Raw genomic sequence first — 25,996 nt, forward strand, 5'->3', positions numbered from 1 at the left:
AAGCCGAAAGGACATCGATGCAACCGCAACTTCCCTCGTCCCGAGTCGACCAACTTGGCTTCCTGGTACCAGATCTCGCCCGGGGCGTTCGAGAATGGACTGCCGCGCTCGGCGCACCGCGGTGGCAGATCTACAGTTACGCACCCGGTAAAGCCGGGGCACGCTACGGCTATCGTGGCGGACCGGGTCGGTTCGCCATGCGACTCGCACTGGCCGACACGGTGCCCCAAATCGAACTCATCGAGCCCATCAATGGGCCCAGTATCTACCACGATTGGATCGACGAACACGGCTACGGGTTGCACCACGTCGGATTCTTCGTCTCGTCAGTTGACGACATCGTCGACGCCTATCGCACGCACGGTTTGGAGCCTACCCAGACGGGTGCCGGGTACGGCGTCGACGGTGACGGCGGATTCGCGTACTACGAAACACAGGACACACTCGGCGCCGTCGTCGAGTTCATCGAAATACCCGCACGACGGGTTCCCAGCGAAACCCTTTGAAGAGCTTCACCTCAACACAACCATTGAAGGAGTGAACATGACCAACACCATCGAGCAACTCACCCAGAGGGTTGCACGCCTGGACGCTGCCGAACAGATTCGTCGCCTCAAGCTGCAGTACGCCGTGGCATGCGACAACGACTATCAACCCGACGTCATAGCGCCCATGTTCACCGAGGACGCGATCTGGGACGGCGGCGACCGCTGGGGACGCCACGTCGGCCGCCAAGCCATCTACGACTTCTTCGCCGCAACCAGCGAGACCATCACCTTCGCGCTGCACCTCATGATCGGCGGCGACATCGACGTCGACGAAACGGCGACGACAGCGACCGGCTTTTGGCAGCTCTACGAACCCGTCGCCATCTCGGACGGTGGCCAGGGGTTTTCAGCAATCATGGCGGGTACGTACAACGACGAATATCGGCTGACCGACGAGGGGTGGAAGTTCTCCGTCGTGCGGCTGAACTGGGCCATGCAAGCGCGAATCGATCACGGCTGGCACGACAGTCGCTTCCATATCTGACCGGCCCGAGTCGGATTCACGAGCTCGAGGAGGAGCGATTCCATGACCCGAACGCGGACCGATGTCGCCGCGCTGGCGGCGACCTGGGGACTGTCCGAAAACAAAGGCATCGACGACATCATCAAGATGGTCAACGTCCAACTCGATGCCGCGGAGCCGATGGCGGCCATGCCGTCTCCAGTCCACCCCCCCACCCACTGGCGCCGGTCGACGCCGCAGGACGACCCCCTGAATGCCGTTGTGCGCTGGTGTGATCTGCCTCCGACTGGCGACGGTCCGCTTTCGGGTCGCACCATTTCAGTGAAGGACTCGATTTCGGTCGCGGGAGTGCCGGCCACATGCGGTTACACGGGACTGGAAGACTTCGTTCCCGTCGCCCATGCGACAGTCGTCGACCGCATCCTTCGCGCTGGTGGTCGTGTGGTGGCGACCACCAACATGGATTGCTTCGGTTTTGCAGCGTCGGGTGAAACCAGTTCCTACGGGCCTACGGTCAATCCGAACTCCGCAGCGCACCTCGCCGGAGGGTCTTCCAGCGGCGCTGCAGCCGCACTGTCCTACCCCGGGATCGACATGGCCGTGGGTTGCGACCAGGGTGGATCCATCCGCATTCCGGCGGCGTGGTGCGGGGCACTGGGCCTCAAACCCACTCACGGGTGGGTGCCGTACACCGGTATCGCGGGAATCGATCAGATCATCGACCACGCAGGGCCCATCGCCCGGTCAGTCGCAGACATCGCGACATTGATGGACGTACTGGTCGGCAGGGACGACGAAGACCCGCGACAACCCGCCCAGATCCCCCCACCGATGTTCACCAGGCGGGTCGAGAACGCACGAAAATCCCTCGCCGGCCTCACGATCGGGGTCGTCGACGAAGCCGTCGACCTCACCCGTCAGCACGGGTCCACGGAGATCCTCGATGTCTTCGAACAGACCCTCACCCAGCTGCAGGCGTTGGGCGCACGAATCGAACGCGTGTCGATCCCCGAACACCTCACCATTGCCGAGGCGGCGTTCGTCTGCAACATCGAAGGCATGGCCTCGCTGTTGCGATCCGGGGGCCAAGGATACGGACACCTCGGTCGCTACGACCCGCTGTTCTCGGCGCGGCTGCACAGTGCGTTGCAGAACCGTGCCCTCGAGCTGTCACCGCAAGTAAAACTGGCGTGGTTGGCCGGGACGACGATGTCGACCACGTACGGCGGCGCCTTGTATGCCAGGGCCCGAAACCAGCTTGCCAGCCAAACAGCCACGTACGAGCTCGTTTTCAGGTCGCTCGATATGCTCGTCATGCCCACCACGCCGATTGCCCCGCTGTTGGCGGGCGACCACGCCAACGTCGAACAAGTCTTGGAGCGAGGGTGGACGATGCTGGGTAACACCTCGCCTTTCAACAGCACCGGGATGCCGGCACTGAGCATGCCTGTAGGACGCGCGAACGGACTCCCGGTCGGTGTGATGCTGGCGGGACCGAAAGGCACCGATGCAGAGTTGCTCGAGGTTGCGCGGCTCTACGAGGCAGAGGTCGGCTGGAAGCTGGGCCTAGAACGTCACGTGACGACGCGAGATTGGAGCACTGGCCAATGCAATTCGGATTGAACCTCCCCACCCACGGCGTGATGAGCCGCGACGTGGACGGAGACTGCTTCTTGACCAATATCGATCCTCAGGACATGAAGCCAGTCGAACGCAGCGTCCGCGCCGAGGAGCTTGGCTACCACTCCGTCTGGCTGAGCGATCACATCGTGACCGAACGACAGACAGACGAGGTGCACCCGGCCAACTCGTCAGGTAAGCGAGCATATCCCGACAGGCCGGTGATGCTGGACGTGGCAACGACTTTCGGCGCCATCGCAAGCAGGACCTCTACCCTGCGCTTCTGTCCGACCGTTTATATCGCCCCTTATCGACACCCGCTTGTCACCGCTCATGAATGGGCGACTCTGGACGTGCTGTCGGGTGGCAGAGCCATGATGGCCGTCGGCGTCGGCTGGGAGACAGGCGAGTTCGCGGCCCTGGGCGCAAATTTCGACCAGCGTGGCGGCGTACTCTGGGAGAGCATTCAAATCTATCGCCAGGCCTGGGAACACTCCGACATCGAGTTTCGGGGAAAGTACTTCGACATCGACGGCGTATCAATGGATTTGAAGCCGATCCAAAGTAGAATTCCGATCTGGTACGGGGGAATGTCGAAGATCGCCGCAAAGCGGGCGGCCCGCATGTGTGACGGCTTCTACCCGATGCTGTTGGACGGACGCACGCAACCGTCGGATCTCGACTTTCTGCGGACGGTGATCCGGAAGGAAGCAGACGAACTGCAGCGCGACCTATCCGACTTCACCATGGGCGCATACTGTCAAGTCCGACTGACGCCAACGGCGCAGCCAGACGGATCCTTCAGATACGGCCGTCCCGTCTTGACCGGCAACGTCGAGCAGATCGTCGCGGATCTCGAGCGATTGGCCGGCCACGGCTATCAGCACATCACCGTGCAGTTCGACTGTCCTGGAGGCACAGTGACTGAGTACGCAGAGCAGACCGAGCAGTTCGCCCTCGAGGTGCTACCCCAGGTCAGCTCGATTGCCGCTGCGCCCATGACCTCATAACTCGAACGACTGCCCTTTGCGATTCGCTGTGGCGTTGGCGCACGGCGAACGAGCCATGGCGCGCCCAGAAAGGCGCAGTGTTTGTGCGTGACGGCCGAAGAGGTGTCTTGCACCTATCGCGGTTCATTCGGCATCCGCTCGATCGCCTTTGTTCATGAGGAGCAGGCACACTCGGTACAGGCCCCCTGCGCCATTGCGCAGCTGCTCGGAATCTAGGACCACGTTGAAATGGGCGATCGTGTGGGTCGATTCATGTCCATCGTCCCTGCGTCGGTAGCGGCTCGTCGCGCTCGCGGTTGGTGCGGCGAGAGCATTACGGGCTGTGTGCGTTGATGACTGTGCGAAGAGCCACCGGGGGCGGCGCGACGATAGCCGACAACCACGAACACGCGAACGACGGGGTGGATTCAATCCACCTCGTCACGATCTGTCGTGTGAGATGACTCCTTCGGAGATTCCGTCACAGGAGAATTCGCATGGGAGTCTCGATTATGCTGATGAAAGTCTTCATCCACTCGGCCGCCACCGCGCCGTCGACCGGACGGTGATCAACTGACAGCGTGAACTGCACCATGGTGGCGATGGCCAGATGATCGTCGATCACGACCGCCTGTTTCATGGCCCCGCCGACGGCAAGGATTGCCGACTGTGGCGGGTTGATGATGGCGGCGAACTCCTGGGTGCCGTACATGCCCAGATTGCTGATGGTCAGCGTGCCGCCGTTGAGTTCGTGCTGTTTGAGGCCGCCGGAGCGGGCTCGCTCGGCCAGGTCGCGGGTTGTCGTCGCAATGGCGGTGATCGACTGGCCGTCGACGTTGCGGACGACTGGGGTGACCAGGCCGCCCTCGGAAGCGACGGCAATGGCCAAATCCACACTGTGATACTGCCTTATCGCATCGGGGGTCCAGATCACGTTCATTTCGGGCACGGCGATGTGCGCGGCCGCGGCGGCCTTCACCAACATGTCGTTCACCGAGACCTTGGTGGCGGCGGAGTCGTTGATCACCGCCCGCAGGGCCAGCAGTTCACCGACGTCTGCGCTGCCGCGCAGATAGAAGTGAGGCGCCTGATGCTTGCTCTCGGTGAGACGCGCAGCGATGGCTCGGCGGATTCGGGTGTGAGGCAGATCGGTGTAGCCGGGCGCACCGGTCTCGGGCAGTGACGTCGGAGATTGGGAGGCGGGGGGCTGAGGTGTAGCGGGTGCGGGCGCTGCCGTGGGCTCTGCGGGTGCGGCAGGCGCGTTCAACAGATCGATGATGTCGCGCTTGACCATTCGCCCATTGGGCCCTGTGCCGACGACGGCATCGAGGTCGAGGTTGTGTTCGGCGGCAAGTCGTCGCACCAGTGGCGCGACGAAGCGGCGTCCTTTGCTTGCGGTGCCCTCCGTCGACGCAGGAGCTGGCGTGGGCGCCGGCGCAGCTTTGGTTGTGCGTTCTGGAGTATGGTCGGCGTCGGCCGCGGCGGGCAGCACATCGGCCTCCGGTGTGCCGACCCCGACCGCGGAGCCGTCGACACCAAGTTCGGCCAGAGCGGCGTCGATGTCGGGGACGGACTGTCCGACGTCGGCGATGAAGGCGATCGCGTCACCGACCTCGACACGGGTTCCTGCCTCGACGAGATAGCGCAAAATCACCCCCGCCGCCTCGGCTTCTATGTCGACGCTGGCCTTGTCGGTCTCCACGGTGACAAGCGTGTCACCCTCTGCGAATTCAGCGTTCTCCGCGACGAGCCACTCCGAGAGCAGCGCGTCGGTGGTGCCTGCGGCGACTTCGGGCATGCGGTAGAGGGCGGGCATGGGTCAGGCCTCCGTGACTTCGGTCAGCTTGGCGGTGGCCTCTGCCGCCTGAGCGATAGCGGCCCGCTCGAGGACCTTGCTGATGCTTGGCGACGCCTCGCCACCGGTGATTCGCTCGACGGGGTGGTCGAGCCAGTCGAAGTACCGGCGCTGGATCTCGTCGGCGAGCCAGCCGCCGTAGCTGGTGCCACGGGCACCCTGCTCGGCGACTATCACGCGGTTGGTTTTCTTGATGCTGTGTTCGATCGTCTCCCAGTCGATGCTCGCGCGATCGAGCCATCTCAAATCGATGACGTCGGCGTCGAAGCCACCGTCGTCGACTGCCTCGAGGACATAGTTCGTCATCGCAAGGTATGTGAGGACAGTGACGGCGTCGCCAGTTCGGCGCTTGGCGGCCTTGCCAACCGGTAGGTAGTAGTCGTGGTCGTCCACGGGTGCGTCGCCGGTGCTCGCGTAGAGGTCCACGTGTTCGAGGACGACCACCGGATCCTTGCAGCGAAGCGCGGTGTTCATCAAACCGACATAGTCGAACGGTGTCGACGGCGCGACGATGCGCCAGCCCGGCTGAGTCGCGAAGATGCCTGCGGGGTCCATTGAGTGCTGAGACCCGTAGCCGGTGCCCATGGCCACCTTGCTGCGCAAGACGAAGGGGACATCGTTGTCGCCTCCAAACATGTGGCGGGCCTTGCCAATTTGATTGAACAGTTGATCGGCGGCGACCCACATGAAGTCGGCGTACATGAACTCGACGACCGGCTTGTACCGACCGTCCAGGGCCATGCCACCGCCTAGACCAGTGAAGGCGTTCTCACTGATCGGAGTACCCAGAATGCGGTCGGGCCACTTGTCCGAGATGCCACGGGTGGCGCCGTTGGTACCTCCGTTGAGGCGGTGAACGTCCTCACCCATGATCACAACGGTGTCGTCACGATCCATCTGTCGAGCCAATACGGTCGCGATCTCGTCAATGAACTTGCTTTGCTTCACCTCACCCGTGAAGGTGTCGCGATCGGTGAACTCCGTGTCGTCGAATTCGGACAAATCCCCACGCACCCCCATGTCGACGAAGTCGGTGTTGGGGAGTTCGCTCGGTTTGATTCGGCGTTCGCGTGGCTTGCCGCCGGGCTTCGGCTCGAGGATCACGTCGCCGAGTTCCTGCATTGTCGCCTTGACGCTTGCAGTGAAAGTGTCGAGCTGTTCCTGGTCGGCGATCTCGCGGCGCAACAGGTTCCTGGCGAGTTGGGCGATGGGATCACGGTCGCGGTAGGCGCGTTCCTCGTCCTTGGTGCGATAGCCGAACGCGCTGCCGGGAAAGGCCCCATTTTGATGAAAGTAACGGTAGACCTCAGCTTCGATGAGAGTCGGACCGTTTCCGGCCCGCATATGCTCGATGGCCTCGTTCATCGCGAGATGGACTGCAAGAGTGTCCATCCCATCGACTTTCCAGCTCGGGATGCCGAACCCGGGGCCGCGTGCCGACAGGCGTGGTTCGCCGGTGGCCTCCTCGACGGTGGTGGACACCGCATACCGATTGTTCTCGATGAAGAAACAGATTGGCAGCGTCCATGCTGCAGCGAGATTCAGCGTCTCCAGTGTCGATCCGATGTTGGTGGCGCCATCGCCGAAGTAGGTGACAGCCACGGCGTCGGTATTGGCATGACGCTGAGCCCACGCGTAGCCGGCTGCCAGGGGCACCCCACCTCCGACGATGGCGTTTGTTCCTACCGCGCCGGCTTCTCGCCACTGCAGGTGCATCGATCCACCTCTACCGCGGCAGAATCCACGCGAAAGCCCGCAGATCTCGGCGAGGGTGCGCAGCAACACCGTGCGAACGTCCTCGTCGAGCTCAGTCGTCACGTCTATTCCTTCAGCCGCGACGTGATGCAGCGACTTGGCCAGAAATTGGTGATGCCCGCGGTGCGTGCCATTGACCACGTCAGAACTGGTCAGGGAGAGCACGGATCCGACGGCGCCGCCCTCCTGCCCGATACTCGAATGCGCGGGACCGTGGATCAGCCCTTGACCGGCAAGGTCGAGAACGTACTCCTCGAACACCCGAATCACGGTCGCTTGAGTGAACATCGACGTCAGTAGCGCCGGGTGGGCGTCGTCCCAATCGTCTTCGGTGACCGAGACCTCGATCCAGTCGACGGCTGGTTGCAGCGCGTTCTTGTTGCTCATACGAACTTCGACTCCCCTGAGTTCTCGGTCACATGCTCGTTCCAAAATGTAGCCATTATGGCCTTCTAGAGTCAAGTTTGGTGGACAAATCTCCGATTATGGATCCATTATGGATATCGTGATGGCGATACCGGGAGCACACCACGGTGCGCTACCGTCTCCACGCGGTCGCGTCGCGCACCCAAACGGCGTGACGCAGAAGCCGGCCGAGAAAATGAGCCAGTCATCTCGCTACCGGGCGAGTAAGAGTTACGTCATGTCAGCAGAAGACGTGAAATCACCGTCCCCCTCCGCCGCTGCAACCGCCGCGAGCGAGCGGGTGGCCGACCACCTGCGAAAAATCATCCTTGCGGGAGAGATCGGGCCCGGGGAACGCATCCGCCAAGAGGAGATTGCAGACCGATTCGGCATGAGTCGCCTACCCGTTCGCGAAGCGCTCCGCATGCTCGAACTCGAAGGGCTCACCGAACTCCAGACCAACCGTGGCGCTCGAGTGCCCGCCCTGACCCGCCACGAAGCCGACATGATTTACCGGATGCGGGAATCCCTGGAACCGCTGGTCCTCGGCGAGAGCATCGATGCACTCAGCGACGCCGACATCGCCGAACTCTCCGACATCCAGGACCGGATCGAAGCCCGCGACAACCTGGCGGACTTCATGGAACTGGACCGAGCCTTCCATCTCACGTCCTACCGAGGATGCACGGTCGAACCCCTGGCCTCGACGGTCGTCCGGTTGTGGAACATGACTCAGCATTACCGGCGGGAATTCGTCCGGATCACCGGCCCCAGCCGCCGCTGGGTCGTGATCGCCGAGCACCGTCTTCTGCTCGACGCAATCACCCAGCGGGACAGGACGATTGCGGCCACGATCCTGAAGACCCACGTCGAGCGTACGCGTATGGAAATTCTCAACCACCCCGAGATATTCACAGTGAAGGGAACCACCTGACATGAGCGAGCGCTTCGACGTCGTCGTCCTCGGCGCAGGCCCCGGCGGATACGTCGCGGCGATACGTGCAAGCCAGCTCGGCCTGCGGACCGCGATCGTGGAGAAGCAGTATTGGGGCGGCGTCTGTCTCAACGTCGGCTGCATCCCGTCAAAGTCTCTGTTACGCAACGCCGAACTCACTCATCTCCTCCGGGATCGCGCCGAAGAGTTCGGCCTCTCCGGTGGGTACAACACCGCCGATTACCGCGCAGCATTCGACCGCAGCCGCATGGTCGCGAACTCCCGCGTCAAAGGTGTGCACTACCTGATGAAAAAGAACTCGATCACTGAATTCTTCGGTAGCGCGTCATTTGTCGATCCGCACCAAATCGAAGTCACCAGAACTGACGGTGGCACGGCGACAGTCGAATTCGACCACGCCATCATTGCCACCGGAAGCACCACCAAGCTGCTGCCCGGCACCACCTTGAGCCCAAACGTGGTGACCTATGAAGAACAGATCATGGCCTGTGACCTTCCCAAGTCAATCCTCATCGTGGGCGCCGGCGCCATCGGCATGGAGTTCGCCTACGTGCTCGTCAACTACGGCGTCGACGTGACGATCGTGGAATACCTCGACCGAGTGCTCCCTAGCGAAGATTCTGACGTATCGGACGTGCCGCGGAAGCAGTACGGCAAGCTCGGGGTGACGATCAAGACGGCCACGACGGTCTCCGAGCTGCACGACGACGGGCACAATGTGACCGTCACCTTGACCGACAACGCAACCTCCCGGTCCGAGACGATCGTCGTCGACAAGGTCATGCAGTCAGTGGGATTCCTTCCGCGCGTCGACGGATTCGGCCTCGAGTCCACGGGCGTCGCGCTGACGGCGGACGGCGCCATCGAAATCTCCGACCGTATGCAGACCTCGGTTTCTCATATCTACGCGGTCGGTGACGTCACCGCGAAGCTGCAACTCGCTCACGTCGCCGAGGCGCAGGCCCTCGTGGCCGCCGAGACGATCGCCGGTCACGACACCGACCCGATAGGTGACTACGGGATGATGCCACGCGCCACGTTCAGTCAACCGCAGGTGGCCAGCTTCGGACTGACCGAACAGCAAGCGACCGAGCAAGCCGCAACTCGAGGCTCGTCGAGCATCCGCACCGCTAAGTTCCCCTTCTCCGCCAACGGCAAGGCTCACGGGCTGGGCGAACCAATCGGCTTCGTGAAGCTCATCGCCGACGACGAATACGGAGAGCTTCTCGGGGCGCATCTCGTCGGACCCGATGTCTCCGAACTACTTCCTGAACTGACGCTGGCGCAGCGGTGGGACCTCACCGTCTACGAACTCGCAAAGAACGTGCACACCCACCCGACCCTGTCTGAAGCGCTCCAGGAAGCCATCCACGGACTGGCCGGCCACATGATCAACATGTGATGACAACGTCTGCCCTCTCGACTCCACCCGCTTCCATCGAAAGGCACACTCATGGCGATTGCCACCACTAATCCGGCCACCGGGAAAATCGAACAGTTCTTCACCCCACACGACGAGACCGAGGTCGACTGTCGGATCGGCCTGGCCCACGACACTTTTCTCGCCCTCGCGAAGACCTCATTCGCCGAGCGGGCAGTGTGGATGAATTCCGCAGCCGACGTGTTGGAAACGGACGTCGACGACGTCGCGCGGTTGCTCACGCTGGAGATGGGAAAGCCCCTCACCCAAGCCCGAGCCGAAGTACTGAAGTCGGCCCATACCATGCGGTTCTACGCCGAGAACGCCGAGGAATTCCTCACCGGACGCTTCCTGCCAGACCCGTCCGCTGTGAACGCCAGCGCGGCCTACACCCGCTACGAGGCGATGGGTGTCGTGCTTGCGGTCATGCCGTGGAACTACCCCATCTGGCAGGTAATCCGCTTCGCCGCGCCCGCGCTCATGGCCGGCAACGTAGGGCTACTCAAGCACGCGTCGAACGTGCCCCAGGCCGCAATGTACCTCGACACGCTCTTCGACAGGGGCGGGTTTCCCGCGGGATGCTTTCAGTCACTGATGATTCCCGCCGCTGGCGTCGAGCGCGTGGCACGGGACAAGCGTGTGGCCGCCATGACACTAACCGGCTCGGAGCCGGCCGGCCGCTCGCTGGCCGCAATAGCAGGCTCGGAGGTGAAGCCAGTAGTCCTCGAACTCGGTGGCTCCGACCCCTTCATCGTCACCCCGTCCGCGGACCTCGACGCCGCGGTCAGCACGGCGGTCGCAGCACGCACCTCGAATAACGGTCAAGCTTGCATCAACGCCAAGCGGTTCATCGTCCACGAAGACGTCTACGACGCGTTTGTCCATCAGTTCACCACGGCGATGGCCGCACTTGTCGTGGGCGATCCGTTCGACGAACGCACCGACATCGGACCGTTGGCCACAGAGTCCGGCCGCCGCGACATCGAAGAATTGGTCATCGACGCTCGCGACAAGGGAGCGAGTGTCATGACCGGCGGTGTCGTTCCCGACGGCGACGGCTGGTACTACCCTCCAACTGTCGTCGCCGGCGTCACCCCCGAAATGAAGCTGTACGCAGAGGAGGCATTCGGTCCGCTGGCGTCGCTCTACCGGGTTGCCGACCGCGCCGAAGCACTCGCACTGGCCAACGCCACCACATTCGGATTGAGTTCGGCCGTGTGGACTAACGACCCCGCCGACGAAGAGTTCTTCGTCAGCGGCCTCGCGGCCGGCGCCGTGTTCGTCAACGGAATGTCCGTCTCCTACCCGCAACTACCGTTCGGAGGCGTCAAGGATTCCGGTGTGGGACAAGAACTCTCTTCGGAGGGTATCCGCGCCTTCTGCAATCTGAAATCCGTGTGGCGCAGATGAAGGTGCCACGGCCGGGACCCCAAAGCCTCAACGACCACTGAAAAACGCGTGTGAAAAACGCGTGGTAGTCACCAAACAGAATCACCCATAGAGCGTGATGATCGTGACCGATGAAGGATCAGGGCGACGGAATCACCAATAAAGGCCTTTGGATCGCCTGTGCGGCGCTGTCGCTCGATCGCGCGGATCACTTCCACTACTGCCATGCATTACGGGGTTCGGCGAGGATCACCGCGCTCCGAGGCAACGCCGATATTCAGCGTCGATTCAGCGCTACCAATTAATGTACTCTTGAGTACAGTACGATCAGTTCGTTCCGCCGAAGCCACCGCCGTACCCACGAGCAGCGACAGTGATCGCTCTGTCCGCAACACGACACACTGTTCCGACTCTGTTGAGTTCAGAAAGTCACGATCCACGCCGCCCGCATTCAACGCTGGAGGCCGCTGGCACGCCGCCTCGATCACCGCCAGGGGCGATCAGAGCCCCCATCACAGTCCGTTTCACACCAATTTGATTGCGAAGGAAGCAGATAGTGAGAACCAACAAGATCCTGTTCAGTTCGGGAGTGGTGCCGCTCGCCATGGCTGCGCTGACGACCACCGTTGCGCCATCCACGTCGGCCGCGGCGTGTCCCGATGTCGAGGTCATCTTTGCTCGGGGAACGCATGAGCCTCCGGGTCCCGGGCCCATCGGTGATGCGTTCGTCGACGCCTTGCGTCCCCAAATCGGCCAACGATCACTTGAGGTCTACCCGGTCAACTACCCTGCCAGCGATCAGTGGGCTACAGGCGTTGACGGTGTGAGAGACGCCGCCGCTCGTGTTGTCTCGATTTCGAAGACGTGCCCCCAAGCCAACATTGTTCTTGGGGGCTACTCCCAGGGAGCCGCCGTTGCAGGCTTCGTGACGTCGTCTACGGTGCCCGGAGGTATCGATCCCACGACCGTCCCTGAACCATTGCAACCAGCTGTTGCCGAGCACGTTGCGGCAGTAGTGCTGTTCGGCATGCCGAACGGTCGTGCCATGAGCTTTCTGGGTCAGCCGCCGGTGACGATCGGCCCTCTGTATGAGAACAAGACGCGCGCGCTGTGCGTTGTCGACGACCCCGTTTGCTCGGATGGCCTCAACTTCGCGGGACACAACCCGGCCAACTACGTCGGCGACCCGGCAAGCCAGGGCGCTTCATTCGCTGCCGGTCGCCTGACTAGCACATCGTTATGAGCGCGTGTCACCGGTTTGTCCATCAGGAGACTCAGTCGCACCAAAGAGTTTCAGCATGAGGGCTTTTCACGTATAGCAGTCTGGGTGTGAAGGTGGGAGGCGATAGAGTCTCGGGGATTAAAAGCGCGTAGCGATCCGACCCTGGATCTCGTCGTAATCGCGACCGATCTCCCTCCAGGCGAATCGCCGATATCTCGCCGGCTCGTTGAGTCGCCGCGTCCATCGTGCAGGCGGATCGCCACGTTCCGTCAGGTCTGCCCGCTGACGAACACATCGCCAGTCAAATCAGAGCGCTTCGCTACGGCCGCAGTGCACTTTCAGAGGCTGAAAGGAACTGTCCATGGAACTGACACCTGCGACTCACGGTGGCGTTTCACCCGGCTGTACAGATCCATGGAGCGCTAAAATCACTGTTGGGCAACGCGATTGTAAAGTTGCCCTTACTCATCTCGAGCACGCGCTCGACGCTCAGGAGCTGACCACTTCACGCGCCACATGCCGACGTGCGAGGGCACTTACCGCCTCTCCCGAGATACGGCGCGCGTCCATCCTTCGCCGACGGTAGGACCCTCGTCGTGGAGCACCCAGAAACCGGTGTTGCGCGATCGGCTGATGGTCAGCTTTGCAGAGGCGACGAAGTCGTGGTGAGCAAATGATCGACGAGTCGGGATTGATCCTGGCTTTGCGAAGCGGAGATCAAGCGGCGTTCACGGAACTGGTCAACTCTCATACACCGGCACTTCTTCGGGCGGCGCGCGGGTACGTCCCCAGCCATGCCGTCGCCGAGGAGGTCGTCCAGGAGACCTGGATCGCGCTGGTGAAGGGCGTCGCAGGGTTCGAGGGTCGATCCTCGCTGCGTGCATGGTTGTTTGTGGTGATGAGCAATATCGCCAAGGCGCGCCGTATCCGTGAACGACGCGACAGGGAAGTGCTACTTCTCTCGGCGGGTTCCAACGTCGACACTGCCACCATTCGCGGACCGGGGGTTCCCAGCGCCGGGGGGCGGAAGGAGCGCCCGGCGAACCTTCGCCATTCTCCAGAGGGCTCGATCTTGGGGCGCGAACTGCGCGCCGTCGCTCAGCCGGCGGTCGACACGTTGCCGCCGCGGCAACGAAAAGTGGTCATGTTGCGCGACTTCATGGGCTTCGACTCCACGGAGGTCTGCGAGGTGCTCGACATCAGTGCAGCCAATCAGCGTGTCCTGCTCCATCGGGGTCGCGCGGCGATCCGGCGAATTCTGGAGGACTACGCGACGGGCTCAGAATGACCGTGCTCAACGTGAGCAATCATCGCGGCGCGTCGGCCTTTGCGCCGTCCGAGAGACGGCCCTCCGCCCTCGATTGAGGATCTGGCGTGCGCAGCTCGGACGACATCGGCGCACACGGTTACCGGATCAGGCGGTCAACCACGATGAACTCCTTGCTGCAGACCGACGCCTCCCGGCCTTTCCCCGACTCGACGTCGCCACTGCGTTCGACGAACCTGCCCAGGTGGCGGCGAGCCCTATGAAGCACTTCCCTTACGTGGTGTCTTATACGCTTTGTAGATGTCTGGGTCCCCGCCCGTCGGCAATGCCCGACCTTTACCCGCCACCGAGCGCGGCCGACGCGCCCGGGCGGCAATAGTTGATGCCGCGGCCACCTTGATGTATCAGCGTGGCGTGCGCGCCACAAGCCTCGACGATGTCCTGGCCGCGGCGGGCTCGGGCAAGAGTCAGCTATATCACTACTTCGACGGCAAGTCCGACCTCGTCCATGCTGTCATCGATCGTCAACTGCAGCTCGTTCTCGAAGAACAGGAACCCACCCTCAGTCACACCGATTCCTGGGCGGGCATTGACGCGTGGGCCGCGCAGTACTTGGAGTTGCATGCTCCCCCGGAGGGCCCCTTCGCCTGTCCGCTGGGCACGATGGCCGCTGAACTCAAGAACGACGAGGCATACCGACCCAGCCTGGATGCGGCTTTCCGCCGTTGGGAAGCCCCGCTGGCCCGCGGATTGGCGACGATGAAGAGGCGCGGCGAGCTGTCTCGGAAGGCTGACCCTCAGCGGCTCGCCGCCATGGTCATCGCGGCCCTTCAGGGTGGAATGCTGATGGCGCGTGTCCGCGACGACGTCACTCCCCTGCACGACTCGCTCACCGCGGCGCTCACCGAACTTCGCCGCTGGACGCCGCGTCCGCGACCAGTCAGCACCCGCGCGAAGGCCAGGTGAGAGTCGCGCAATCCCGTGACGAGGACGGAGTCTCGATGACGGCCGAGCCACCTACGTCCCGGCCGTCGTCGTAGTACTCGAACCGGTCCCGATGGCGTCACGCGCGTCGTCGTTGTGGGCGCCCGGCTCGACGGGTCGATGCCGGCCACCTGTAGATGCTTCCCGCAGATCATCTTTCGTTAACGAAGCCTTGAAGCTCAGTTGCCGCATGCGCTTTCGCCAGCTCGGCAATCGTGGATGACACAACCGTGATCTAGCCGCGATCCCCGACAATTCGGGCATCCTTCGCGGACTGCGCAATCAGCGCCTCGCCGAGTGTCCACACCGCAGCACCGAGCAGGGCCACGTCCTTGATCAAAAAGCCTCCGACTTCGGTCACCAGCGGAACGTGCAGCGATGAGGACGCGACGACGTCGGGGGTGGTGAAGAGAAAGCTGATCGTGGAGACGAACAACAGTGCCGCAATGCCACTGCCAATCGCCGAGAGGCGTGCCGAGACCGGCCTGATCGCGATGAGCAAGGCGGCCAAGAGTTCGAGGCAGCCGAGCACATTTGAGAACGCCTGGACACTGAAGACGTCGTAAACCCAACGCATAAGCGGCTGATGGCTGACCAGTGGCATGATGGCGGCGGCTTCGGCACTGGTGAACTTCGCAATCCCAATCCACGCCAGCGGGATGATCAGACCCAACCGAAGAATTATCCCACCTGCGGTGGAGATCGCCTGATAGGCGCGAATAGTGCTTTGCTGGCCGGGGACAAACGGGGTGGCCATATGAGCTCCTTCGTCGAATGGGGTGCATCTCACCCAACCTTGTGGTCTCGCACCGTGGCGGCGTTACACACTGCTGCGCGAACGCGGCACGCGATGGTGAGCATGCCGGCCGCGACCTTCCGCCGACGGCGTGGTCGCAATTCTCAATTCCGCCAACTGCGTCCGCAGGTCGATGCTGCCATCCGGTTCGGACCACCCTTCGATACGAGGCAATCCGAAGAATCGAGTCGGCGGGCGCTGCATCACCATTGCGATCGCCAGCTTGGCCTACCTGCCGATCGCAGGCTCATCGTGGTCACGGGCGAAACGATGCTGCCTGGCGCTCGAAGTCTCCGCGGTCGAAATAGTCCCGCCATTGGGTGATCGCTCCCGACTCGACGACCATGCTGCCCATTATCGGCAGGACGATCTCCGCCCCGTTTCTGTGACGGAAGATGTCGATTCGCTCGGTAAGGACCGCGTTTCCAGACTGCGCGATACGTGTCAGCTGCCAATCGATCGTCACCCGGGATCCGACACCGAAGCCCTTGTGGAAGTCCCTGACATTATCGCGACCCACCATTTCCGGCAAAGGGATGTTGTGGTAGAAGACATCCTCGCTCAGCAGATCGGTCGCCTCGTCGAACTTGTCGGAGTTGACCAGATCGAAGAAGTTCCGGACGAGGGCCGTCTCGCTGGGTTCGTTGTCTACGGTCTGCATATTTTCAATTCCTACTTCCAGATGGGCTTTTCAAGAATGGTCGGGGAGGATCGATCTTCAGCACACGACGCGAGACTGGTCTGTAGCCATCTGCGCCTACTGTACCAGACAGTACATCAAGCCGACACGCAAGTGAACTACTCGCGACCTGCATTCAGTCCCTGCAACATAATTGACCCCGCGGCTAGTAACCGTGCCATCCGGAGATGGGCTCAGATTCAGGGGTCTTCCATCTCAGGCGGGTGCCCGACTCTTTGGTGCCTGCATCATATCCAGTGAAGTCGCGGTGATTTCGATGAAACGGAACGCGATGAATCCGACACACAGTGTTCTATGACCTGCTGCCGGCAGTTGGTCATGTGATGCGAGTCAGGACGGATCGCCAAACGTGGCTATCGGAATGCCGACGGCAGGAAACGATGATTGAAAGCGAGGACACTGTCACGATGAGTATGTCTGTAGGAGATCGTTTTCCCGCCATGAGAGTACTCAGCACCGACGGAGAGCTGGATTTGGCGAACCTGTGGTCCAGCGGGCCCTTGGTGATTGCCTTTCACCGAATGTGGTGCCCCTTTTGCCAGCAGGCCGCGATCCAGCTCAGTGGCGCCGCATCAGAGCTCACACGTTTGGGCGCGGTCACCGTGATCGTGTACCGCGAGGACCTCAACGCGGTGGCAGCGGCCTGCACGGAACGTCACACCGCAGCGGTTTGCGTCAGTGACGCTCACCGATCGTTGGAGGACGCCGTCGATCTACAACGTTTCAAGCTGTTGCGCTACCTCGCCTTCTCACCCCGGCGGCTTCTGGCGGCCCGCCACGCGGGATCCAAAGTCCTTGGCATGGGCACGAACGTCTTGCAAGGCCGCGGCACTTACGTCGTGGGTTGTGACGGCAGGGTCGTCTATGTCCATGAAGCGATGACTGCAGCCGACATCCCGCCGATCGAGGAAATCGTCTCCGCGGTGCGAGCGTCGGTTCTGCCCTGACTTCCCAACGTTTTTCGCACACAGAGCCGCCAACGGTAGCAAAACAACGTGGCGAGGTCCGATCGCTACCGCACGGAGTGAGTCAACGCCTACTCGACGGCTGACCGCATGAAACATACTCAGACGTTGGTGAACGCGACTTTTGGACTCGACGACTGCCGCCGTGCCAATGTCCCTTGACGCCCGCTGTCGCGGAGCGACGCCGACACTGCGAGCGCTCGCGCAGGCCGCGTTCCGACTCCGCGGAGCCGGGCGCGCACACCATCGGCAGCCCGTATTACCGAAAAGCCCCGACTTGTCGGCATGGGCAGGCTGGCTTGACGCCGTCGGCGTTTCGCTCGCTCGCGCCGTGAACCGAAGTGTGTTTTGCATAAACGGCTTTGGTGGAGGGTCGCGTCTGGCCACTCAAACCATTCGCCATTGTGTCAGCCGCATCGGAGATCACGGCAAGGGTCAGCCCGTTCATCGCGGTTGAGTTCAGCGAACCGTTGGACTTCCTGGGGATCACGGCCACCAACCCGACACCGCAGGCGTGCAGCACCGGCATGAGCTCGGCCTGCAAGATGCGGGTCCGACCCGCAGAATTCCTTGAACGACGAACAGCCCTACCGACACCAATATCTCGAAGGTCCGTGACATGGTTGCGTTCCGGATGCACCGACGATTGCGTGTAACGGCTCAATGGATGCAAGACACCGTTGACTGTGTACCTCTCGAATCAGGCATCCCCTTCGGTATCAACGACGGTGGCGCCGGCATGCGGCTCCGTTAGGCCGACCGCACCGCCCTCCTCGACAAGGCGCGGATGGCACCGTAGATGAACCGCCTTTTTCACCCCGGCCGGGTCGTATTCGATCGCATCGTCCGCACCCTGGTGCCCACACACACCCCAAGGTTGTTCGGTACTGCCTGTGTGCTCGGCGGCAGTGTCGCTGGACTGTTGGCTGCCCGTGTGCTTGCCGATCACGCCACGACGGTGCTCATTCTCGAACGCGACGACGCTGACGAACCTCCGCGTACCGGTGTCCCCCAAGATCGCCAAGGGCACGTCCTGCTGCCAGGTGGGCATATGCAGATCGAAAAGTGGCTGCCCGGCTTCAGCGGCGACTTGCAGGATCAGGGTGCCGTTCTCGTCGAGTCGAAGCATCAGGCTGTCTACCTCGACGGTCGTCCGCGGCTGCCGAACCGCGACCTGCCCATTTTGTCGGCCACTCGACCGTTTCTCGAGGCGGCAATCCGCAGCCGCGTCCTGGCATACCCCAACGTCTCGGCGCTGCCTGCCCGAGTGACCGGGCTCGAGTTCGACAACGATGAGGTCTGTGCCGTTCGGTATGAGACTCACGACGGCCCGCGGGTTGTGGCTGCCGAGTTCGTAGTCGACGCCATGGGCCGCTCCAGCAAGGCAGCGGGGTGGGTCGAACGCGCGGGTTTCCAACGACCCATAGAGCAGCGGCTGCGTAGCGACATCAATTACGCCACTGCTCTATTCAAACGGTCCGATGATGTCGCAGAGCACCCCTTGACCACACTTGCGCTGTTCACCAGCCCCGGAGCCCCCGACGCAGTGGCGCTCGGTGCTGCACTCGCCGCCGAACGCGACCAGTGGATGGTCATGCTCACGGCATATGAGCCCGATCGACCTCCCGCATCGCTAGAACAGTTCCGTGCCACCTGCGCCAAGCTGCCACCCGTCTTCGCCCACGCAGCCCAGGGTCTGCTCACCCGCGAGATACGGACCTACCGCCAAGCCGATAGCCGTCGCCGCGACTTCACCGCACTGCAGCACTTTCCGGCCCGCCTGGTCAGCGTCGGAGACGCTGTGGCCTCCTTCAACCCAATTCACGGTCAGGGAATGTCTTCCGCGGCGTTACACGGAAACTGCCTATCGATGTACCTGTCCTCCGGTCCGCGGTTGAGTCAGGCCGCCACACAGTTCTTCCACCTCCAATCCGTCGTCACTGACGCCGCTTGGGCCCTTTCAACTGGCCCCGACGCCGCCCGGCTCGACGCCTTACATGGCAACGAAGTGGCCAGTGACGTCGCCCAGCAGAGGTGGAATTTCGACCAAGTGCTGCAGGCAACTTTGCATGATCAGTCGGTCGCGGACGTTTACACAGCCGTCTCCTTCATGGCGGCCCACCCATCTCTCCTCGTCGAACCGGCGCTGGTGGAACGAGCAGTCAGAGCTAACGAACGCAGCTCTACCCCCTAGACGACATCAGCGCTACTCGCCGGGTAAGCCCACGACCAGTTCGATGCCAAAGGGGTGGTGCGCGTCTCCGGGTCACGCGTCGTTACGGCGTGCGAAAACCCCAGACGCGACATCCTTCGGTGCCGCCTTGGCGTGGCACCGCCGACGCGATGCCACGGATGTTCCCCGAGTTGAAGCGACCCGGACGGTTCGTCAGCTTGGAGGACCCTGCACGATGGCTTCGAACACGGCCTCCAAGATGTCCGTGAGCCCGTCCATGTCGCGGCTGTTCAGCGCTCGTGTCCCCACCACCCGTCGCATCAGGAGCACTCCGCTGATCACGGACAGCACGACGTCGCTGCGCAACTGCCTGCCGGGGCCGGACAGCTGCCTCGCCAAGCGCCTGCCCACGTGCCGCTCGATGGCGTCGACCACGATCTCCGCGGAGCGCGGGTTGGAGGCGGACCGGAGCATGATCAGGAATGGGGCCAGCTCATCGCCGCCCGGGGCGGAGCGAGCCACCAGTGCTGCTGCGGTCTCCCGCGCAGAGAACCGCGGCTGCTCGGCGACGAAAGCCGGTGCCGCAAAAGACGCTTCGACCGCCTCTGCGAACAGCTGCTCCTTGGAGCCGAAATACCTGTTCACCAGCATGGCGGTGACACCGGCATCGCCCGCGATCTCGCGAACCCCCACTCCGTCATAGCCGGCGCGCGCAAAGTTGCTGATCGCAGAACTCAGAATGGCCTCGCGAGTGGCCGCCGCGTTGCGCGGTCGCGACGGGCGGGGGGGCACGTCTTCATGTTAGGGAATAGACGACGACAAGTCTACGTCTGTATACCTGTATGTATACGACTGTAGATATGGAGCGCGCCGTGGACATGGGATTGACAGGCAGACGCGCATTGATCACCGGGTCGAGTGCCGGCATCGGTCGCGCTATCGCCGAAATGCTGGCGGCGGAGGGCGCTTCGGTCGTCGTGCATGGACGCGACCAGACCAGGACGCACGCGGTGGTCGACACCATCCGCGCGAACGGCGGCGAGGCGGTCGCCGCACTGGGTGACCTGACGACGAGTGCCGGCGCGACCGCAGTGGTCGACGCCGCGGGCGAGATCGACATCCTGGTCAACAATGCCGGCTACTACGACGGCTTGACCTGGTCGCAGCTCAGTGACGACGACTGGTCAGACATCTACCAGGCCAACGTCGTGACGGGCGTCCGCATGATTCGTCATCTGGTCCCCGGCATGCGACGTCGCGGATGGGGTCGCATCGTCACGATCGGAGGTGGCCTGGCGATCCAGCCGGTCGCGCTTCAGCCGCATTACAACGCCACGCTCGCGGCCCGCCACAACCTCACGGTGGCTCTGGCTCGAGAACTGGCAGGTACAGGAGTCACCGCCAACATCGTTGCCCCCGGCGCGATTCTGACCGAGCCGGTCCGCGACATGACCCGTCGATTGGCAGCGGACAACGGCTGGGGCACCGACTGGCCCGACATCGAGAAGGCGGCGTCTTCGCAGTGGTTCCTCAACGACATCGGCAGGTTCGGCCGCGTCGAGGAAATCGCTGCTGCCGTCACGTTTCTGGCCAGCACGCATGCCGGTTACATCAGCGGTGCCGACCTCCGCGTCGACGGCGGCACCATCCGATCCGTTTCCTGATCACCCATCACCCACAGGAGTTCCCATGACCGATCAATCGCACGTCTTTCTCATTTCGGGCGCCTCTCGCGGACTCGGTCGCGCGATCACCGAGGCCGCTCTCGCGGCGGGGCACCGCGTGGTCGCCGGCGTCCGCTCGGTCTCGGCGCTCGACGACCTCGCCACCGAGTTCCCCGACACACTGTCGGTCGTCCCACTGGATGTCACCGACGATGGCCAGGTTCGGGCCGCAATCACGCACGCCGTCAACCAGTTTGGACGGCTCGATGTGCTGGTGAACAACGCTGGGTACGCCAACATCGGGGCCATCGAGGATGTCGACTTCGAGGACTTCCGGACCCAGATCGACACCAATTTTCTCGGGGTGGTGCGGCTGACCCAGGCCGCGCTGCCCGTCATGCGCACCCAACGCGGCGGCCACATCGTCCAGATCTCCTCGGTGGGTGGCCGACTGACGCGACCGGGCCTGGCCGCCTATCAGTCGGCCAAGTGGGCGGTCACCGGCTTCTCCAGCGTCCTCGCCCAGGAAGTGGCGCCACTGGGTATCACAGTGACAGTGCTGGAGCCCGGCGGCATGCGCACGGACTGGGCAGGATCCTCTATGCGCGTGGACCCGATCCGCGAGGAATATCAGCCCACAGTCGGGGCTGCCGCGGCGATGAGCAACACCGCCACGATCGGGGCGAGTGACCCCGCCAAGGTGGCCGCGCTGTTGCTCGACGTCGTCGGGATGCCGAAGCCGCCGGCCCGACTCCTGGTCGGGCCGGACGCTTACCGCTACGCGACGGCCGCCGGACGTGATCTGCTTGCCACGGACGAGAAGTGGGAGGAGCTGAGCCTCTCCACAGCCGCCGACGACGCCACCGACGATCAATTGGACCCGCTGCGCAGTCGACGCTGACGAGCACATGCGCCGGTCAGTCCGCGGCGGTTGAACTCCCCAGGAGATCCCGGACCCGGTTGGCGACGCGGATGAACTCCGGCCGCTCCATGGTATCGGAGTAGTCGCGGTCCGCCGGCAGGTCGACGTCGAGCGTCTCGACGATCCGGCCGGGACGGGGGCTCATCACCACGACGCGGTTGGCCAGGTACACCGCCTCGGCCACGGAGTGGGTCACCAGGACGACGGTCGTCTGAGTCTCTCGCCAGATGCGGTGCAGCTCGACGTTCATCTTCTCCCGAGTCAACGCGTCGAGTGCACCGAACGGCTCGTCCATCAGCAGCACGTCAGGTTCGTGCAGCAACGCCCGGCACAGTGAAACCCGTTGCTGCATACCGCCCGAGAGTTCGTACGGCATCGCGTTGGCGAAGCCCTCCAGCCCAGTCATCTCCAAGAGGTGGTCGCACCGGCGCGCAGCGGCTTGCCGGGACATACCGCGCATCTCAGCCTGAAGGAGGATGTTCTTTCGCACGCTGCGCCATTCGAGCAGGGCGGCTCGCTGGAACACGTAGCCGATCTCCCGCTGCGGCCCGCGCACGGCCTTGCCGCGCAGCCGGACTTCCCCGCTGGTGGAGCCGGTCAGCCCGGCGATCACCCTGAGCAGCGTCGACTTTCCACATCCCGAGGGGCCGGCGATGGTGACGAACTCGCCGTCGGCGACCTGCAGATCGATGTCCTGCAGCGCGGTGGTGGTTCCGCGCTTGGATGAGAACGTCACGGTGAGGCCATCGACGGTGATGCCGGCGGGGGTCACTTCGGTCGACGGATCGATGGTTGCGGTGGTCATCTGATCTCCTACTCGTTGCCGCGCGGGCTGATGGAGGATTCCCAGTACTCGCTGGGCTCCTTGGCCGTCTCGAGCAGGCCCGCCTCGTTCAGCGTGGCGATCGTGGACTTCCAGTCGGCTTCGGAGTTGACGCCCGGTGCCTTGCCCGCGGTCGCGGGGGTGCTCAGCAGCGGGATGGTCTGACGCCACTGCTCCAGCAGCACCTCACGCGGCGGCATCTGCGGGTCCTTACCCGCCATGGCGTCCACGGCACCCTCGGGATCGGCGACCGCGGCTGCAAACGCCTCACTGGTGGCTTCGACCATCTGTTGCGCGAGTTCTGTGTTGTCGGAGAGTGTTTCGGTGTTGGCGATGAGGCCGTTGCTGTAGAAGTTCAAGCCGGCATCGCTGTACCGGAGGTAGCGCATCTCGCGCCCGCTCTTGTTCGCGATCGTCGGGCCCTGGTCGTGGGCGAAGCCGATCAAACCGTCGACGCGACCCGACATGAGGGCGGACATCTTGCCCGCGGCATCGAGGCTCTGCTGCTTCACCTGATCCGCAGGGACTCCGACCTTCTCGAGGTAGATCGGGAAGGTCGTCGTCGGCGCGTCTCCGGCGGACACCGCAATGGTCTTGCCCACGAGATCCTTCGGGGTGTTGATTCCCGAGTCCGCGAACACCTGCACCGCCGACGGAGTCGTCTGCAGGAAGACGCCCGCACTCTTCACCTTGACGCCCTTGTCAATGTTGCTCAGGACGGCAGGCGTGTCCGCCCAGCCGAAGTCGACCTGTTGGGAACCGACGGCCTGCACGGTCTTCGTCGACCCTTGTCCGGCATCGATCTTCAGGTTGATTCCGTGCTCGGCGAAAATGCCCTTCTCGACACCGTAGTAGAACGGCGCGTGCTCGCCGTAGGGATACCAGTTGAGCATCAGGGTCGCCGGTTGGGTCGAACCATCAGCGGCGGTTGTGTTTTCGGATCCGCTTCCGCCGCACGCGGTCAGCGTCAGCAGGGTGGCGGTGGCCGCAGCGGCGATGGCGACGGCCCGTCGGTTGAGCGACATGGTCTCTCCTGGGGTTTCGGGTCAGGCTTGAGTGGTGGATGAGCTGATGCGGCGCGACGAGTGCCACGGGATCAGCAGCTTCTCGGCGATCTCGATGATGGCGAAGAGTGCGATGCCCAGTGCGGACATGATCACGAGTGCGGCGAACAGCATCGCGGTGTCGACGTTTCCGTTGGCTTGCAGGATGACGTATCCGAGTCCCTCATTGGAGCCGACGAACTCGCCGACCACCGCACCGGTGACGGCGAGGGTGGCGGCGACTTTGAGTCCTGACATCAACTGGGGCAGCGCGGCAGGAAACCGTATCTTGGCGAAGGTCTTGAGCTTGCTCGCGCCCATGGTCGATGTCAGCTCGAGGATCTCGGGATCGACCGACCGCAGGCCGGCCAGCCCGGAGATGACGATGGGAAAGAACGCCATGAGGACGGCGACCAGAATTTTGGGAGACGTGCCGAAACCCAGCCAGACGATGAACAAGGGTGCGATCGCGATCTTCGGGATCACCTGAGCGAACAGGATCAACGGATAGACGGTCTTCTCGATGTTCGACGAGTAGACCATCACGACTGCGACGAAAACGCCCACCACCGTGGCGATCGCGAAGCCGACCACCGTCTCCCAGGTGGTCACCCAGGTGTTCTGGGCGAGGTACGCGGCGTTGTCCACGGCGGTCTGCCAGGTATCTGCGGGTGAGGGCAGGATGTAGGGCGCGACGAGGTCGGCCTCGGTGACGGCCCACCACGCGACGAGGAGGGCGAGCAGCAGAGCCGACGGGCGCCAGATGCTCGACAGCGTGCTCATCGGCGACAACGATCTCCGCGGGCGTTTCTGTCGAGCGGCGGGGCGCGGGGCCCGGCGCGATTCCGCGGGTGCGGTTACGGCCATGGATGAATCCTTGATTCGAAGGTCCGGGTGGATGAACACCCGTTGGGAATGCGCTTTCCGAAGCAGTTCCGACCCTAACGTGATGCAGCACACACTGTCAACGATGCGGCGCACGTCGGCGGCGTCAGCGCAGGTCAGAGCTGGGTGCTGGTCCGAAGCACGACCTTCCCGGGAACGCGTTCGCGTAGGTCGTCAGCGCCCGGATCGGTACAGAGCGCGAGCTCGACCGCGCGCTCCCCTATCCGTTCCAGGGGAAGCGCCACCGTGGAGAGACTCGGCCAATGGTCGCGCAGTGTGGGGATGTCGTCGAAGCCGGCGATGCAGACGTCGCGCGGGACCTCCAGGCCCAGCTCGCGCCACGCCGCGATGGCGCCGATGGCCATGACGTCGGTGACGGCGAAGACGCAGACCGGCGGGGCCCCCGTAGCGGGGCTGAGCTGCAGCGCAGCGGCCAGCCGCCGGGCAGCCGAGTGCCCGCCGTCGCGGGTGAAGTCGCCCGAGACCTCGACCAGCGGTGTGATGCCCCGCCTGCCCAGTGCGTCGACGAACCCATTGCGGCGGTCCACCGCGGTGCGGATGCTGCCCGGCCCGCCGATCACGGCGAACTGGGTGTGCCCGAGCTCGACCAGTTGGTCGGCGAGTTGCGCTGAGGCAAAGGCGTTTTCAGGTTCGACAGCACCGCCGAAGGCCAGCGGCTGACCGATGACGACGATGCGACCGCCGTTGTCCCGATAGCGCCCGAACTCGGTTTCGATGTCGCGATCGAGGTGTCCGCTCTGGCGGGAACCGGCCAGCAGGATCGCGTCGGCGCGGTGCGAGATGAATGTGCTGACCGCATCGCGTTCGACGTCGTAGTCCCGATCGGTGCTGGCAAGCAGCACCTGCTTGCCGGCCGCGCGCGATGCGTTCTGCACGCCGCGCGCGATCGAGGAGAAGTACGGGTCGGCGATGTCGTGCACGACCAGGCCGAGGAGTCCGGTCGATGATCTCGCCAGCGCCTGGGCCTGCGCGTTCGGCACGTAACCCAGTTCCCTGGCCGCCGCCCGGACGCGATCGGCGACGCCCTCCCCGGGGACGCGCGCGGACCCGTTGAGCACCCGGGATGCCGTCGCCTGCGACACGCCCGCACGGGTCGCCACGTCCTGCAGGGTGACCGCCATCCACTCGCCTT

At 63.4% G+C, this 25,996-nt stretch carries 26 protein-coding genes; 16 read left to right on the plus strand and 10 right to left on the minus strand.

Annotated elements, in window-relative coordinates; translation table 11 throughout:
* Positions 1–17: 17 nt before the first annotated feature.
* The 5 genes from ACZ50N_RS19660 (at position 18) to ACZ50N_RS19680 (ending at position 3,857) form a co-directional block, all read left to right on the plus strand.
* On the plus strand, positions 18–506 hold the full coding sequence (locus ACZ50N_RS19660; protein WP_464470215.1) for a VOC family protein: 489 nt from the start codon (positions 18–20) through the stop codon (positions 504–506).
* 37 nt (positions 507–543) lie between these two features.
* A complete protein-coding gene (locus ACZ50N_RS19665; RefSeq protein WP_464470214.1) occupies positions 544–1,032 on the plus strand; it encodes a nuclear transport factor 2 family protein in 489 nt (162 codons plus the stop codon).
* A 42-nt stretch (positions 1,033–1,074) separates the two neighbouring features.
* Positions 1,075–2,634, plus strand: a complete 1,560-nt coding sequence (locus ACZ50N_RS19670) for an amidase family protein (protein WP_464470213.1) — start codon at positions 1,075–1,077, stop codon at positions 2,632–2,634.
* Positions 2,619–3,641: a TIGR03619 family F420-dependent LLM class oxidoreductase gene (locus ACZ50N_RS19675; RefSeq protein ID WP_464473584.1), complete on the plus strand. Its 1,023-nt coding sequence runs from the start codon at positions 2,619–2,621 to the stop codon at positions 3,639–3,641. The genes ACZ50N_RS19670 and ACZ50N_RS19675 overlap by 16 nt, the downstream gene beginning before the upstream one ends.
* An 87-nt stretch (positions 3,642–3,728) precedes the next feature.
* On the plus strand, positions 3,729–3,857 hold the full coding sequence (locus tag ACZ50N_RS19680; protein ID WP_464470211.1) for a hypothetical protein: 129 nt from the start codon (positions 3,729–3,731) through the stop codon (positions 3,855–3,857).
* A 244-nt stretch (positions 3,858–4,101) separates the two neighbouring features.
* On the opposite strand, the gene ACZ50N_RS19685 is transcribed toward ACZ50N_RS19680, so the two are convergent.
* Positions 4,102–5,436, minus strand: a complete 1,335-nt coding sequence (locus ACZ50N_RS19685; protein ID WP_464473585.1) for a dihydrolipoamide acetyltransferase family protein — start codon at positions 5,434–5,436, stop codon at positions 4,102–4,104.
* Positions 5,437–5,439: 3 nt separating this feature from the next.
* Positions 5,440–7,692: an alpha-ketoacid dehydrogenase subunit alpha/beta gene (locus tag ACZ50N_RS19690; protein WP_464473586.1), complete on the minus strand. Its 2,253-nt coding sequence runs from the start codon at positions 7,690–7,692 to the stop codon at positions 5,440–5,442.
* Between the two features lie 115 nt (positions 7,693–7,807).
* Here ACZ50N_RS19690 and ACZ50N_RS19695 point away from each other — a divergent pair, with 115 nt between their 5' ends.
* From ACZ50N_RS19695 to ACZ50N_RS19725, 7 genes are all read left to right on the plus strand, one after another.
* On the plus strand, positions 7,808–8,569 hold the full coding sequence (locus tag ACZ50N_RS19695) for a GntR family transcriptional regulator (RefSeq protein WP_464470208.1): 762 nt from the start codon (positions 7,808–7,810) through the stop codon (positions 8,567–8,569).
* A gap of 1 nt (position 8,570) precedes the next feature.
* Entirely contained in the window at positions 8,571–9,992 is a 1,422-nt protein-coding gene (gene lpdA / locus ACZ50N_RS19700; RefSeq protein WP_464473587.1) for a dihydrolipoyl dehydrogenase, read from the plus strand.
* Between the two features lie 51 nt (positions 9,993–10,043).
* Positions 10,044–11,420 (plus strand): aldehyde dehydrogenase family protein, encoded by a 1,377-nt coding sequence (locus ACZ50N_RS19705; RefSeq protein ID WP_464470206.1) that lies wholly within the window; start codon positions 10,044–10,046, stop codon positions 11,418–11,420.
* A 110-nt stretch (positions 11,421–11,530) separates the two neighbouring features.
* Positions 11,531–11,704, plus strand: a complete 174-nt coding sequence (locus ACZ50N_RS19710; RefSeq protein ID WP_464473588.1) for a hypothetical protein — start codon at positions 11,531–11,533, stop codon at positions 11,702–11,704.
* Positions 11,705–12,003: 299 nt separating this feature from the next.
* The gene (locus ACZ50N_RS19715; protein WP_464470701.1) at positions 12,004–12,642 is read left to right on the plus strand and encodes a cutinase family protein; all 639 of its coding nucleotides are present in this window, start codon (positions 12,004–12,006) and stop codon (positions 12,640–12,642) included.
* A gap of 652 nt (positions 12,643–13,294) precedes the next feature.
* Positions 13,295–13,909, plus strand: coding sequence for an RNA polymerase sigma factor (locus ACZ50N_RS19720; protein WP_464470204.1), 615 nt, complete (start codon positions 13,295–13,297; stop codon positions 13,907–13,909).
* 279 nt (positions 13,910–14,188) lie between these two features.
* A complete protein-coding gene (locus tag ACZ50N_RS19725; RefSeq protein ID WP_464470203.1) occupies positions 14,189–14,854 on the plus strand; it encodes a TetR/AcrR family transcriptional regulator in 666 nt (221 codons plus the stop codon).
* Between the two features lie 253 nt (positions 14,855–15,107).
* On the opposite strand, the gene ACZ50N_RS19730 is transcribed toward ACZ50N_RS19725, so the two are convergent.
* The gene (locus ACZ50N_RS19730; RefSeq protein WP_464473589.1) at positions 15,108–15,629 is read right to left on the minus strand and encodes a DUF417 family protein; all 522 of its coding nucleotides are present in this window, start codon (positions 15,627–15,629) and stop codon (positions 15,108–15,110) included.
* A gap of 295 nt (positions 15,630–15,924) precedes the next feature.
* Positions 15,925–16,329: a limonene-1,2-epoxide hydrolase family protein gene (locus ACZ50N_RS19735; protein ID WP_464470201.1), complete on the minus strand. Its 405-nt coding sequence runs from the start codon at positions 16,327–16,329 to the stop codon at positions 15,925–15,927.
* Positions 16,330–16,748: 419 nt separating this feature from the next.
* Here ACZ50N_RS19735 and ACZ50N_RS19740 point away from each other — a divergent pair, with 419 nt between their 5' ends.
* Positions 16,749–17,315: a redoxin domain-containing protein gene (locus tag ACZ50N_RS19740; protein ID WP_464470200.1), complete on the plus strand. Its 567-nt coding sequence runs from the start codon at positions 16,749–16,751 to the stop codon at positions 17,313–17,315.
* A 718-nt stretch (positions 17,316–18,033) separates the two neighbouring features.
* Here the strand turns inward: ACZ50N_RS19740 and ACZ50N_RS19745 are convergent.
* A complete protein-coding gene (locus ACZ50N_RS19745; protein WP_464470199.1) occupies positions 18,034–18,384 on the minus strand; it encodes a hypothetical protein in 351 nt (116 codons plus the stop codon).
* On the opposite strand from ACZ50N_RS19745, the gene ACZ50N_RS19750 reads away from it, so the two are divergent.
* A complete protein-coding gene (locus ACZ50N_RS19750; protein WP_464470198.1) occupies positions 18,385–19,527 on the plus strand; it encodes an FAD-dependent monooxygenase in 1,143 nt (380 codons plus the stop codon).
* Between the two features lie 192 nt (positions 19,528–19,719).
* On the opposite strand, the gene ACZ50N_RS19755 is transcribed toward ACZ50N_RS19750, so the two are convergent.
* Entirely contained in the window at positions 19,720–20,298 is a 579-nt protein-coding gene (locus ACZ50N_RS19755; RefSeq protein ID WP_464473590.1) for a TetR/AcrR family transcriptional regulator, read from the minus strand.
* A gap of 68 nt (positions 20,299–20,366) precedes the next feature.
* Between ACZ50N_RS19755 and ACZ50N_RS19760 the strand changes: the two genes are divergently transcribed.
* Both ACZ50N_RS19760 and ACZ50N_RS19765 read left to right on the plus strand, forming a co-directional pair.
* Complete coding sequence (locus tag ACZ50N_RS19760; protein WP_464473591.1) at positions 20,367–21,170, plus strand: SDR family NAD(P)-dependent oxidoreductase; 804 nt, start codon at positions 20,367–20,369, stop codon at positions 21,168–21,170.
* 25 nt (positions 21,171–21,195) lie between these two features.
* Positions 21,196–22,071 (plus strand): SDR family NAD(P)-dependent oxidoreductase, encoded by an 876-nt coding sequence (locus ACZ50N_RS19765; protein WP_464470195.1) that lies wholly within the window; start codon positions 21,196–21,198, stop codon positions 22,069–22,071.
* 16 nt (positions 22,072–22,087) lie between these two features.
* Here the strand turns inward: ACZ50N_RS19765 and ACZ50N_RS19770 are convergent, their stop codons facing one another.
* The 4 genes from ACZ50N_RS19770 to ACZ50N_RS19785 all read right to left on the minus strand — a co-directional run bounded on the left by ACZ50N_RS19770 (position 22,088) and on the right by ACZ50N_RS19785 (position 25,985).
* Complete coding sequence (locus tag ACZ50N_RS19770) at positions 22,088–22,897, minus strand: ABC transporter ATP-binding protein (protein ID WP_464470194.1); 810 nt, start codon at positions 22,895–22,897, stop codon at positions 22,088–22,090.
* Positions 22,898–22,905: 8 nt separating this feature from the next.
* On the minus strand, positions 22,906–23,940 hold the full coding sequence (locus tag ACZ50N_RS19775) for an ABC transporter substrate-binding protein (RefSeq protein ID WP_046361625.1): 1,035 nt from the start codon (positions 23,938–23,940) through the stop codon (positions 22,906–22,908).
* Between the two features lie 21 nt (positions 23,941–23,961).
* Positions 23,962–24,741, minus strand: coding sequence for an ABC transporter permease (locus tag ACZ50N_RS19780; protein ID WP_236728390.1), 780 nt, complete (start codon positions 24,739–24,741; stop codon positions 23,962–23,964).
* 218 nt (positions 24,742–24,959) lie between these two features.
* Positions 24,960–25,985 (minus strand): LacI family DNA-binding transcriptional regulator, encoded by a 1,026-nt coding sequence (locus ACZ50N_RS19785; protein WP_046361667.1) that lies wholly within the window; start codon positions 25,983–25,985, stop codon positions 24,960–24,962.
* Between the last annotated feature and the right edge of the window lie 11 nt (positions 25,986–25,996).

It is taken from the genome of Mycolicibacterium obuense (assembly GCF_055397605.1).

Excerpts from the sequence above, each read along its gene's own strand:
- ACZ50N_RS19685 (WP_464473585.1), bottom strand. The coding sequence starts at position 5,436 with ATGCCCGCCCTCTACCGCATGCCCGAAGTCGCCGCAGGCACCACCGAC.
- ACZ50N_RS19735 (WP_464470201.1), bottom strand. The coding sequence starts at position 16,329 with ATGCAGACCGTAGACAACGAACCCAGCGAGACGGCCCTCGTCCGGAAC.
- ACZ50N_RS19725 (WP_464470203.1), top strand. The coding sequence starts at position 14,189 with ATGTCTGGGTCCCCGCCCGTCGGCAATGCCCGACCTTTACCCGCCACC.
- ACZ50N_RS19705 (WP_464470206.1), top strand. The coding sequence starts at position 10,044 with ATGGCGATTGCCACCACTAATCCGGCCACCGGGAAAATCGAACAGTTC.
- ACZ50N_RS19665 (WP_464470214.1), top strand. The coding sequence starts at position 544 with ATGACCAACACCATCGAGCAACTCACCCAGAGGGTTGCACGCCTGGAC.
- ACZ50N_RS19775 (WP_046361625.1), bottom strand. The coding sequence starts at position 23,940 with ATGTCGCTCAACCGACGGGCCGTCGCCATCGCCGCTGCGGCCACCGCC.
- ACZ50N_RS19675 (WP_464473584.1), top strand. The coding sequence starts at position 2,619 with ATGCAATTCGGATTGAACCTCCCCACCCACGGCGTGATGAGCCGCGAC.
- ACZ50N_RS19780 (WP_236728390.1), bottom strand. The coding sequence starts at position 24,741 with ATGAGCACGCTGTCGAGCATCTGGCGCCCGTCGGCTCTGCTGCTCGCC.
- ACZ50N_RS19765 (WP_464470195.1), top strand. The coding sequence starts at position 21,196 with ATGACCGATCAATCGCACGTCTTTCTCATTTCGGGCGCCTCTCGCGGA.
- ACZ50N_RS19785 (WP_046361667.1), bottom strand. The coding sequence starts at position 25,985 with ATGGCGGTCACCCTGCAGGACGTGGCGACCCGTGCGGGCGTGTCGCAG.
- ACZ50N_RS19745 (WP_464470199.1), bottom strand. The coding sequence starts at position 18,384 with ATGCCCACCTGGCAGCAGGACGTGCCCTTGGCGATCTTGGGGGACACC.
- ACZ50N_RS19730 (WP_464473589.1), bottom strand. The coding sequence starts at position 15,629 with ATGGCCACCCCGTTTGTCCCCGGCCAGCAAAGCACTATTCGCGCCTAT.
- ACZ50N_RS19670 (WP_464470213.1), top strand. The coding sequence starts at position 1,075 with ATGACCCGAACGCGGACCGATGTCGCCGCGCTGGCGGCGACCTGGGGA.
- ACZ50N_RS19740 (WP_464470200.1), top strand. The coding sequence starts at position 16,749 with ATGATTGAAAGCGAGGACACTGTCACGATGAGTATGTCTGTAGGAGAT.
- ACZ50N_RS19770 (WP_464470194.1), bottom strand. The coding sequence starts at position 22,897 with ATGACCACCGCAACCATCGATCCGTCGACCGAAGTGACCCCCGCCGGC.
- ACZ50N_RS19660 (WP_464470215.1), top strand. The coding sequence starts at position 18 with ATGCAACCGCAACTTCCCTCGTCCCGAGTCGACCAACTTGGCTTCCTG.
- ACZ50N_RS19760 (WP_464473591.1), top strand. The coding sequence starts at position 20,367 with ATGGAGCGCGCCGTGGACATGGGATTGACAGGCAGACGCGCATTGATC.
- lpdA (WP_464473587.1), top strand. The coding sequence starts at position 8,571 with ATGAGCGAGCGCTTCGACGTCGTCGTCCTCGGCGCAGGCCCCGGCGGA.
- ACZ50N_RS19710 (WP_464473588.1), top strand. The coding sequence starts at position 11,531 with ATGAAGGATCAGGGCGACGGAATCACCAATAAAGGCCTTTGGATCGCC.
- ACZ50N_RS19715 (WP_464470701.1), top strand. The coding sequence starts at position 12,004 with ATGGCTGCGCTGACGACCACCGTTGCGCCATCCACGTCGGCCGCGGCG.
- ACZ50N_RS19750 (WP_464470198.1), top strand. The coding sequence starts at position 18,385 with ATGCAGATCGAAAAGTGGCTGCCCGGCTTCAGCGGCGACTTGCAGGAT.
- ACZ50N_RS19720 (WP_464470204.1), top strand. The coding sequence starts at position 13,295 with ATGATCGACGAGTCGGGATTGATCCTGGCTTTGCGAAGCGGAGATCAA.